The organism is Microbacterium sp. (assembly GCF_032084865.1).
Classification (GTDB): Bacteria; Actinomycetota; Actinomycetes; order Actinomycetales; family Microbacteriaceae; genus Microbacterium.
In genome coordinates this window covers 1-8,642 of record NZ_DAMDLU010000124.1, presented here as the reverse complement: position 1 = coordinate 8,642, position 8,642 = coordinate 1, and the positions used below count along the sequence as shown (strand labels likewise).

At 70.8% G+C, this 8,642-nt stretch carries 9 protein-coding genes and 1 pseudogene; 5 read left to right on the top strand and 5 right to left on the bottom strand.

Annotation, left to right across the window (positions count from 1 at the left end):
- The first annotated feature begins 116 nt into the window (after positions 1 to 116).
- From RT309_RS11840 to RT309_RS11825, 4 genes are all read left to right on the top strand, one after another.
- Positions 117 to 395, top strand: coding sequence for a DUF3499 family protein (locus RT309_RS11840; RefSeq protein ID WP_396654450.1), 279 nt, complete (start codon positions 117 to 119; stop codon positions 393 to 395).
- Positions 396 to 533: 138 nt separating this feature from the next.
- Positions 534 to 1,463 (top strand): biotin/lipoyl-binding protein, encoded by a 930-nt coding sequence (locus RT309_RS11835; protein WP_313357292.1) that lies wholly within the window; start codon positions 534 to 536, stop codon positions 1,461 to 1,463.
- A complete protein-coding gene (locus tag RT309_RS11830) occupies positions 1,460 to 2,260 on the top strand; it encodes an ABC transporter ATP-binding protein (RefSeq protein ID WP_313357290.1) in 801 nt (266 codons plus the stop codon). The genes RT309_RS11835 and RT309_RS11830 overlap by 4 nt, the downstream gene beginning before the upstream one ends.
- The gene (locus RT309_RS11825) at positions 2,257 to 3,468 is read left to right on the top strand and encodes an FtsX-like permease family protein (RefSeq protein WP_313357288.1); all 1,212 of its coding nucleotides are present in this window, start codon (positions 2,257 to 2,259) and stop codon (positions 3,466 to 3,468) included. The genes RT309_RS11830 and RT309_RS11825 overlap by 4 nt, the downstream gene beginning before the upstream one ends.
- 39 nt (positions 3,469 to 3,507) lie before the next feature.
- Here RT309_RS11825 and RT309_RS11820 read toward each other — a convergent pair whose 3' ends face one another.
- On the bottom strand, positions 3,508 to 4,317 hold the full coding sequence (locus RT309_RS11820; protein ID WP_313357287.1) for an RDD family protein: 810 nt from the start codon (positions 4,315 to 4,317) through the stop codon (positions 3,508 to 3,510).
- Positions 4,318 to 4,333: 16 nt separating this feature from the next.
- Between RT309_RS11820 and RT309_RS11815 the strand changes: the two genes are divergently transcribed.
- Positions 4,334 to 5,323, top strand: coding sequence for a stage II sporulation protein M (locus RT309_RS11815; RefSeq protein WP_313357293.1), 990 nt, complete (start codon positions 4,334 to 4,336; stop codon positions 5,321 to 5,323).
- Here the strand turns inward: RT309_RS11815 and RT309_RS11810 are convergent.
- The 4 genes and pseudogenes from RT309_RS11810 to RT309_RS11795 all read right to left on the bottom strand — a co-directional run.
- The gene (locus RT309_RS11810) at positions 5,310 to 6,131 is read right to left on the bottom strand and encodes an aquaporin (RefSeq protein WP_313357285.1); all 822 of its coding nucleotides are present in this window, start codon (positions 6,129 to 6,131) and stop codon (positions 5,310 to 5,312) included. The genes RT309_RS11815 and RT309_RS11810 overlap by 14 nt on opposite strands.
- A 136-nt stretch (positions 6,132 to 6,267) precedes the next feature.
- Entirely contained in the window at positions 6,268 to 7,764 is a 1,497-nt protein-coding gene (locus tag RT309_RS11805; RefSeq protein ID WP_313357283.1) for a catalase, read from the bottom strand.
- Positions 7,757 to 8,194, bottom strand: coding sequence for a Fur family transcriptional regulator (locus RT309_RS11800; protein WP_313357281.1), 438 nt, complete (start codon positions 8,192 to 8,194; stop codon positions 7,757 to 7,759). Before RT309_RS11800 ends, RT309_RS11805 begins: the two co-directional genes overlap by 8 nt.
- A gap of 53 nt (positions 8,195 to 8,247) precedes the next feature.
- Positions 8,248 to 8,642 (bottom strand): annotated as a pseudogene (locus RT309_RS11795) (DUF58 domain-containing protein); the annotation flags it as partial.

Sequence of the window (8,642 nt, the reverse complement as noted above, 5' to 3'; positions counted from 1 at the left end):
CGTGACGTGCGCCGCGCCGCGGTGCGGGGGAGGAGCGTCGGCCGGGCATGCCGAAAGTCTATGCGCTGCCGCGCGGCTGCACCTCTCTCACGCGACCCGGTCATAGTGTGGACGCGATGGACGAACGACTGCGCCACGACCGAACACCGCGCCTCGGCGAAGGCCCGCGCCTCGACGCGCACCTGGCCGTCGGCGAACGGCTGTGCTCCAAGGTCGCCTGTGCGCGCGAGGCGGTCGCGACGCTCACCTTCGACTACGGCGATCAGATGGCCGCGCTCGGTCCGCTCGGCCCCGGTGGCGACCCGCACGCCCACGACCTGTGCGCCCAGCATGCGGACCGGCTCTCGGTGCCGGCCGGATGGCTGGTGATCCGCCACGAGGCGATGCGCTCGTGACGACGCGCTCCTGGCAAGTCGCGCGTGACGCGCGTCGCGTCGCCGTCGCGACGATCGGACGGCGCTGACGTTCGATCGCTGCCCCGTGCCCTAATCTGAGCGTCAGGGGGAGCGAGGGGCTGTCCCGGAAAGGCAGACATGGTCGTCTGGCGTCGTATCGTCCTCCCCGTTCTCTTCCTCGTCGTGCTCGGTGCTGCGGCACTGGCGCTCATGAAGATCGCGTTCCTGCCGGACACCGCGAGCGCGGAATCTGCCGGCCCTTCGGCCGGCGTCGCCGACCCCGTGATCCCGGTGGCACGCGGATCGCTCGTGAACGAGCTCGACCTCGACGGCAGCGTCGCGCGCGATGAGGAGTACGCCGTGCGCAGCGCGACCGACGGGGTGGTGACCGCGGTGCACGTCGCGGACGGCGACACGGTGCAGCAGGGACAGCTGCTGGTCACGATCAAGCAGAACGACCCGGTGCGCACGGTCACGCTCGTCGCCCCCGAGGCGGGTGAGGTCTCGGACCTCGCCGTCGTGAAGGGGCAGGGGTCGACGATCGGCGGTGAGATGCTCACCCTCACGCCGGCTCGTCATCACGTCCTCGCCACGATCAAGCCTGCTCAGCTGTACCGCCTCGTGGGCGCTCCGTCCGAAGCGACCGTCACGATCACCGGGGGTCCTGCGCCGTTCGCCTGCTCGGGCGTGCGTGTGCAGATCGCCGAAGACGGAACGGCGAGCGTGCGCTGCGCGGTGCCGGCCGATCAGACGGTATTCGCGGGCCTGCCCGCGTCGCTCGCCCTCGCCCTCGGCAAGGTCGATGACGCGCTCGTGATCCCCGTCACCGCGGTGAAGGGCGGTGCCGGCAGCGGAGTGGTGTGGGTGGATGCCGGTGACGGCACCGAGCCGGAAGAGCGCAAGGTCACGCTCGGCGTCAACGACGGCGAGCAGGTGGAGGTGCTCGACGGGCTCGCCGAGGGCGATTCGATCCGTCAGTTCGTGCCGGGCTTCGCCGTGCCCGTGCAGGAGCAGTGCTACGACGACGGTGCCGGCGGCGAGATCTGCGAGTCGGGGACGAGCTGGTGACCCTCGTCGCCCTGACCGATGTCACCCGCAGCGTGCTGCTCGCGGACGACACGCGGCTCGAGATCCTGCGCGGGGTGAGTCTCGAGGTCGAGGCCGGCGACCACGTGTCGATCGTGGGCCGTTCGGGGTCGGGCAAGTCGACTCTGCTCAACATCCTCGGAATGCTGGACGCCCCCACGACGGGCACGGTCTCGTTCGCGGGCAGGGAGGTGCGCCGGATGCGCACCGGCCGCCTCGACCGGATGCGCGGCGATCACGTCGGTTTCGTGTTCCAGCAGTTCAACCTGCTTCCGGGCCGCACCGCCCTCGAGAACGTGATGATGCCGCTGGGCCACGCCAGGGGTCGCATGTTCCGCCAGCGCCACCGGATCGCCGGCGAGATGCTGGAACGGGTGGGGCTGGGACACCGGATCGAGCAGATCGCCGATCGTCTCTCGGGCGGGGAGCAGCAGCGCGTGGCCATCGCGAGGGCGCTCGTGCGCAGGCCCACGCTGATCCTCGCCGACGAGCCGACCGGCGCACTCGACATCGACACCGGCGCGAGCGTGATGGCGCTGCTCGACGACGTCGCCACTGAGACCGATGCGGCGCTCGTCACGATCACACACGACCTGCACGTCGCGGCCAGGGCTCGGCGGCACTACCGGCTCGACGGCGGCGTCCTCACCCCCGCCGATCTGCGCCGCGCCTTCGCCGCCTCGACCCTGCAGGACGACGGAGCGGAGGCAGGGCTGACCGCGAGCGTGCCGTCCGGCGCGGGCACTCCCGCGGTGGCCGGAGCGGAGGGGTCGCGGTGAGCGCGGTCATCGGCGCCCTGTCCGACGCGTGGTCGGAGATCCGGGTGCACAAGCTGCGCGTGCTGCTGAGCCTGATCGGCATCGCCGTCTCGGTCGCGTCTCTGACCGCCGTGGTGGCGCTCTCGGACATCGCCGTGCAGGCGCAGACGGAGGAGTACGACCGCTACGGCGGTCGGGTCGCCACCCTCGTCGTCGCTCCCTTCGGCGCGGAGGGGCCCGTCGACGCGAACGCGTTCCACGAGCGCTTCGAGAAGGTCGGCGAGCGCGTCGGATTCAGCCATTCCTCCCGCTTCGTGGAGGGCATGATGCTCCCCGTCCAGGCGCCGGATGGGGTGCACAGCACCCCCGCGCGACTGATGGACCCCGCCTACGCCGTCATCCATCGCGAGAAGCTGCTCGCGGGCCGCGAGTTCAGCGCCGACGATGTCGAGGCGCTCGCCCCGCCCGTGATCATCTCGGAGGCGATGTGGGACGTGTTCGGTCGCGTGCCGATGGATCAGCATCCCACCCTCACCCTCACCGGCGACGCCGGGGGCACGTTCCAGGTGGTGGGCGTGCGGCCCCGTCAGGGACCGTGGGATGCGGAGAAGCGCATCGACCTGCTGTACGACTCGTTCGCCTCACGCGTCGACGAGCTGCCCGAGGACGCGACGCTGCGGTACGACATCTGGGTGGGCGAGCACGACGTCGCCGACGTCGGCAGATCCCTCGCCGCCGACCTGAGAGCGGGGATGCCGGAGGGCGAGGAGGTCACGGTGAGCCGGGCTGACTGGGCGGCGTCCACCGGGTTCCGAGAGAGCCAGGCGATGACGGAGCTCATCCTCAGCGGCATCGCGGTGCTGATCCTCGCGCTCGGTGCGCTGAGCCTGGTGAACATCCAGCTCGTCGCGATGCGACAGCGGGTGCGCGAGATCGGCGTCCGACGCGCCTTCGGCGCCACTGCGGGGCGGATCTTCACCACCGTGCTTCTGGAGAGCCTGGTGGCCACGACCGTCGCCGGCGTCATCGGCATCGCCGTCGTCGTGGCCGTGCTGCGCTCGCCGCTGATCGTCGAGTCGATGTTCCCGTCGCTCGTCGACGTGCCGCCGTTCCCCATCCGGGCAGCGGTCACCGGTCTGGTCGCAGCCGTCGTCGTCGGGGCGATCGCCGGATTCGTACCCGCGCTCGTCGCGCTGCGCGTCAAGGTGATCGACGCGATCCGGTTCTGACTCCGGCGACGACGACGAGCGCACCGCGGGGCCGCGGCGTCAGAGGCCGATGCGGCGCCCGCTCAGACGCTCCGCCCGCTCATCGGCGAGGGTCAGCGCCCGCTGCTCGCGCTGTCGGCGCAGCACGGTGATGCCCAGCAGCAGCTCTTCGGGGGACACGGCGGGCAGCGGCGAGATGTACGGCTGCGCCTCGAGGGCGAGCTCGTGCGCGACGCTCGCGCGCGCCGAGGGCGACAGGCGCTGCGCGCCTGCGAGGAACTGGGAGATGCGCCGAGCGAGCCGATCGGGCATCCGGGCGACGTCGGCGACCGTCGCCCACCCGTGCAGCGACGGCGGCAGGTGCGGCTGATGCGAGGGCAGTGCGGGCGTGCGCACGCGCTGCGAGTAGGTTCCCGCGACGAGATCACCGAGGCGCTGCGAGCGCGCGGTGAGCGCACCGGTGATCACCGCCGCCCCGCCGAAGGTCATGTACACCTCGAGCACGCCCACGAGCGCGCGGATGAACGTGTGCCGGAAGGTGATCGCCCCGCCGTCGACGCGGACGATCCGTCCGCCGACCGCGAGCTTGCCGACGCTGCGGCCGCGCATCGCGACCTCGACGGTGATCGGCAGCACGAGGAAGCTCAGCACGGCCGCGCAGATCACCAGGATGCGGAAGGTGTGCTCGGTCAGCAGGCCCTCGCTCATCAGCCACACCTGCACGAACGTGACGGCGAGGAACAGCGCGAACCCGATGACCATGTCGATCAGCGCGCCGGCGGCGCGCAGCACGAAGCCGACCGGCTGCACGTCGATGGCGACGGCCTCGCCGGACAGGATCTCCTGCTCGTCGGTGATCGTGGCAGACATGAGTACAGTAAATCAGGTGGATGCCGATGCCCTCGCCGACGCCCGCCGCCCGGAATGGGAGCGGCTCGATGCGCTGAGCCGCAGACGGCGCCTGAGCGGCGCCGAGGTCGACGAGCTGATCGTCCGCTACCGCGCGGCATCCGCCGATCTCGCCGAGCTGAAGACCTCGGTGGGCGACTCGCCTCAGGGGGCGTACCTGTCGACGATCCTCGCCGCCGCGCGGCTGCGATTCACCGGGGCGGGCGACAACGTGCTCGCGCAGGCCGCACGCTTCTTCGCGCTGCAGCTGCCCGCGGCGCTCTACCGGATCCGCTGGACCACCGGCATCATCGCGGTCGCGTTCGTGCTCGTGGTCGCGATCACGGCGGCCTGGATCGCCTCCGACCCGGCGCTGATCGCGTCGCTCGGACCGCCCGACGTGCTCAAGCAGTATGCCGAGGAGGACTTCGTCGACTACTACGGCCCGATGGCGTCGTTCGCGGGAATGGTGTGGCTGAACAACGCCTGGATCGCCATGCAGTGCGTGCTGTTCGGCGTGACCGGCATCTGGCCGGTGTGGATGCTGATCCAGAACGCCTTCGGGCTCGGCGTCGCGGCTGCGGTGATGTCGGCCTACGGGCATCTCGACACGATGCTGCTGCACATCCTGCCGCACGGGCTGCTCGAGCTGACCGCGATCTTCGTCGCGGCCGCCGCCGGCCTGCACATCTTCTGGGCGTGGGCGGCCCCCGGAAGACGGACCAGAGCCGAATCGCTCGCGGCAGGCGGGCGATCGCTCGCCACGGTCGCGATCGGTCTGGTGTTCGCGCTGTTCCTGTCCGGGCTTGTCGAGGGCTTCGTCACCGGCTCGGATCTGCCGTGGCCGGTGAAGATCGGCATCGGAGCGCTGGCTCTGGGCGCGTTCCTGTTCTACATGCTCGTCATCGGCCGGCGCGCCGCGCGCCGCGGCGAGAGCGGCGACCTCGTCGAGTTCGAAGCGGGCACGCCGACACTCACCGCCGGCTGAACGGGGATCCGTCGCCGTCGGACTCGCCCGCGCCGGGCTCGCCACCGTCGGGGCCGACCGTGCCGTCGAACAGCGCACGGTAGGCGACCCCGATGGCCGCCGCCGCGATGGCGGGGAACACGAGGAACACCCAGAGCTGGGCGAGCGGGCCGATCCCGCCGTAGATGGCGGTGGCGATGGCGCGCGCCGGGTTCGCGGCACCCCCGGCGACCGGGATGGCGACGAACTGGATCGCGGCGAAGGTGAGGCCGATCGCCACGCCGCCCGCTGCGGTGCGGCGCTCGGGGTGCGTCACGCTGAGGAACACCAGCACGAGCATGGCGGTGAGGACGACCTCGATGACGATCACCGCGGGCATCCCGAACCCGCCGGGTGAGAGCGTGCCCCAGCCGGTGCTCGCGAAACCGGCGTCCTGGACGCGCTCCAGCCAGCGCTCGGGGCCGAACAGGCCCACGACGATGAGCGCGGTCGAGGCGATCACGCCGCCGACGATCTGAGCGAGCACGTACGGCAGCGCATCGCGCCACGCCAGACGGCCCGCGGCTGCGGCGCCGATGGTCACGGCGGGGGAGAAGTGCCCGCCCGAGATTCCCGCGAACGAGCTGAAGGCGGCGAGCAGCGCGATGCCGAATGCGAGCGCCACCGTCAGGTTGACCGCCGACCCCGCCCCGGGATCGGCGAACAGCGTGGCGGTGAACAGTGCCGCGCCCACGCCGAGGAACACGATCAGGAACGAGCCGAAGCCCTCGGCGGTCAGCCGGGCACTGCGGGAGGCTGCCGCGGCTGCGGACGTGCGGGGTTCGGTCATGCCGGTTCTCCTCATCATGCCGGCCTCGCGCCGGATCGTCCTTCGATGATCCCGCATCGTGACGAGAGCAGCGCCGGCACACGCCGAGGCCCCTCCATCGCGGGGATGAAGGGGCCTCGTGTGCGCGTGAGCGGGATTAGTCGCCGATGCCGATCGGCTCGGGCTCGCCGATCGGTGCGCCCGCGAGCGCCCGCAGCTGAGCTTCGAGGTCCTGGTCGACCTGGCCCCAGTACCAGAAGAAGCGCTCCTGGATCTCGGGGACGGTCAGGCCGTTGTACTGGCCGACGAGGGTCTGCACGAACCGCTCGCGCGCCTCGTCGTCGAACACCTCGCGGTAGAGGATGCTCGCCTGGACGAAGTCGCCGTCGTCTTCGCGCAGCGTGGCCGCAGAGCGCACCAGCTCGCCGTCGGACTCCCAGCTCGCCTCGACGCCCAGCAGCGGGTCGGCCTCGGGGCCGCCGGCGGCACCGTACGAGTTCGGGGTGTACACCCGGTGCTCGGCGGGCGCGTAGTGGTACTGCATCTGACCCTCGTGCATGTAGTTGCGCACCTGGGCCGCGTGCGGCTGGTTCACCGGCAGCTGGTTGAAGTTCGCGCCGATGCGGTAGCGCTGCGCGTCGGAGTACGAGAACACGCGGGCCATCAGCATCTTGTCGGGCGAGATGCCGGTGCCGGGAACCTGATTGCCGGGCGAGAAGGCCGCCTGCTCGATCTCGGCGAAGAAGTTCTGCGGGTTGCGGTTGAGCGTGAACGTGCCCACCTTGATGCGCGGGTAGTCCTTCTTCGACCACGTCTTGGTGAGGTCGAACGGGTTGTAGCGGTAGGTCTTGGCCTCTTCGTACGGCATGATCTGCACGTGCACGTCCCACTTCGGGAAGTCGCCGCGCTCGATCGCCTCGTACAGGTCGCGACGGTAGTAGTCGGCGTCCTCACCGGCGATGCGCTCGGCCTCGCCGGCCGACATGCGCTCCACACCCTGGTGGGAGAGGAAGTGGTACTTCACCCAGAAGCGCTCGCCGGCCGCGTTGACCCACTGGTAGGTGTGCGAGCCGTAGCCGTTGAGGTGACGCCAGCTCTGCGACAGGCCGCGGTCGCCCATCACATATGTGACCTGGTGGGCCGACTCGGGGGAGAGGGTCCAGAAGTCCCACTGCATGTCGGCGTTGCGCAGACCGGAGGCGCCGAGGCGCTTCTGCGAGTGGATGAAGTCGGGGAACTTCATCGCGTCGCGCAGGAAGAAGGTCGGGGTGTTGTTGCCGACGATGTCGAGGTTGCCCTCGGTGGTGTAGAAGCGCAGCGAGAAGCCGCGGACGTCGCGCCAGGTGTCGGGCGAGCCCTGCTCGCCGGCGACCGACGAGAAGCGCAGCAGCGTCTCGCTCTTCGCGCCGGGCTGGAAGACGGCCGCGCGGGTGTACGCCGAGACGTCCTCGGTGACCTCGAACTCGCCGAACGCGCCGCCGCCCTTGGCGTGCGGGTTGCGCTCCGGCACACGCTCGCGGTTGAACGAGGCGAGCTTCTCGACCAGGTACCGGTCGTGCAGTGCCGTGACGCCGTCGGCGCCGACGGTCAGCGAATGCGCATCGCTCGCGACGGGCGTTCCTGTCTGTGTGGTGGTTGCGGGCTTGTCAGCCATTGCCGTTCCTTTCGCATTCATGACAGAGGGCTCGGTAGGTGACCGCGGCTTCGAGGATTCGCATGCCGTGGTCGTGGGAGGGGTGCAGGCAGGGGGCGGCGCCGATCGCGCAGGCGACGTCTTCGACGCGCCCGCAGCTCACGCACTGCACATGGTGATGGTTGTCATCGCTGCGCAGCTCGTAGAGCGCGCTGCCGACGTCGGGCAGGTTCACGCGCTGCACGATGGCCGCGTCGGTGAGGTCGTTCAGGATGCCGTGCACCGTGGCGAGCGCGATGCCGGGCAGCGCATCGCGGATGCCGGTGAAGACGACGTCCGCCGAGGCGTGCGGCCGTGCGGCGAGAGCCTCGAGCACCCGGATCCGCTGCACGGTGACGCGCAGTCCGGCATCGCGCAGGCGCTGCTGGGCAGCGATGTCGGAGAGGGGCATGCCCCGATCTTATTCTGAATGACTCAGAAAAGCGAATGTATCGGGTCAGCGTGTCACAGGCGTCCCACGGCCTTCAGCTCGAGGTAGCGGTCGGCGATGCGCGGCGGCAGCTGCTCGGGATCCGCAGCGATCGCCTCGCCACCGGCACGACGGATGGCGTCGGCCACCACCTGCGCGTCCGCCATGGTCTGCTCGGCCGCGGCGGCGAGGTAGACGTCGGCTCTCGACTCCCGTCGCCGGGCGAGATCCCCGATCGACTCGTCGGTCACCGAGCCGACCAGCACGGTCGTCGCGCGTGACGCGGCGGGGAAGGCCCCGAGGAACCCGCGCGCGGTCTCGGCCGCGTCCTGCGCGGTGAGCACGACGATCAGCGACGGCCGCGTGGTGAGCGTGCGGACCGCGGCGAACGCGCCGGCCCAGTCGGTGTCGACCAGGCGCGCGTGCACCG

Excerpts from the sequence above, each read along its gene's own strand:
- RT309_RS11840 (WP_396654450.1), top strand. The coding sequence starts at position 117 with ATGGACGAACGACTGCGCCACGACCGAACACCGCGCCTCGGCGAAGGC.
- RT309_RS11835 (WP_313357292.1), top strand. The coding sequence starts at position 534 with ATGGTCGTCTGGCGTCGTATCGTCCTCCCCGTTCTCTTCCTCGTCGTG.
- RT309_RS11800 (WP_313357281.1), bottom strand. The coding sequence starts at position 8,194 with ATGCCCCTCTCCGACATCGCTGCCCAGCAGCGCCTGCGCGATGCCGGA.
- RT309_RS11820 (WP_313357287.1), bottom strand. The coding sequence starts at position 4,317 with ATGTCTGCCACGATCACCGACGAGCAGGAGATCCTGTCCGGCGAGGCC.
- RT309_RS11805 (WP_313357283.1), bottom strand. The coding sequence starts at position 7,764 with ATGGCTGACAAGCCCGCAACCACCACACAGACAGGAACGCCCGTCGCG.
- RT309_RS11810 (WP_313357285.1), bottom strand. The coding sequence starts at position 6,131 with ATGACCGAACCCCGCACGTCCGCAGCCGCGGCAGCCTCCCGCAGTGCC.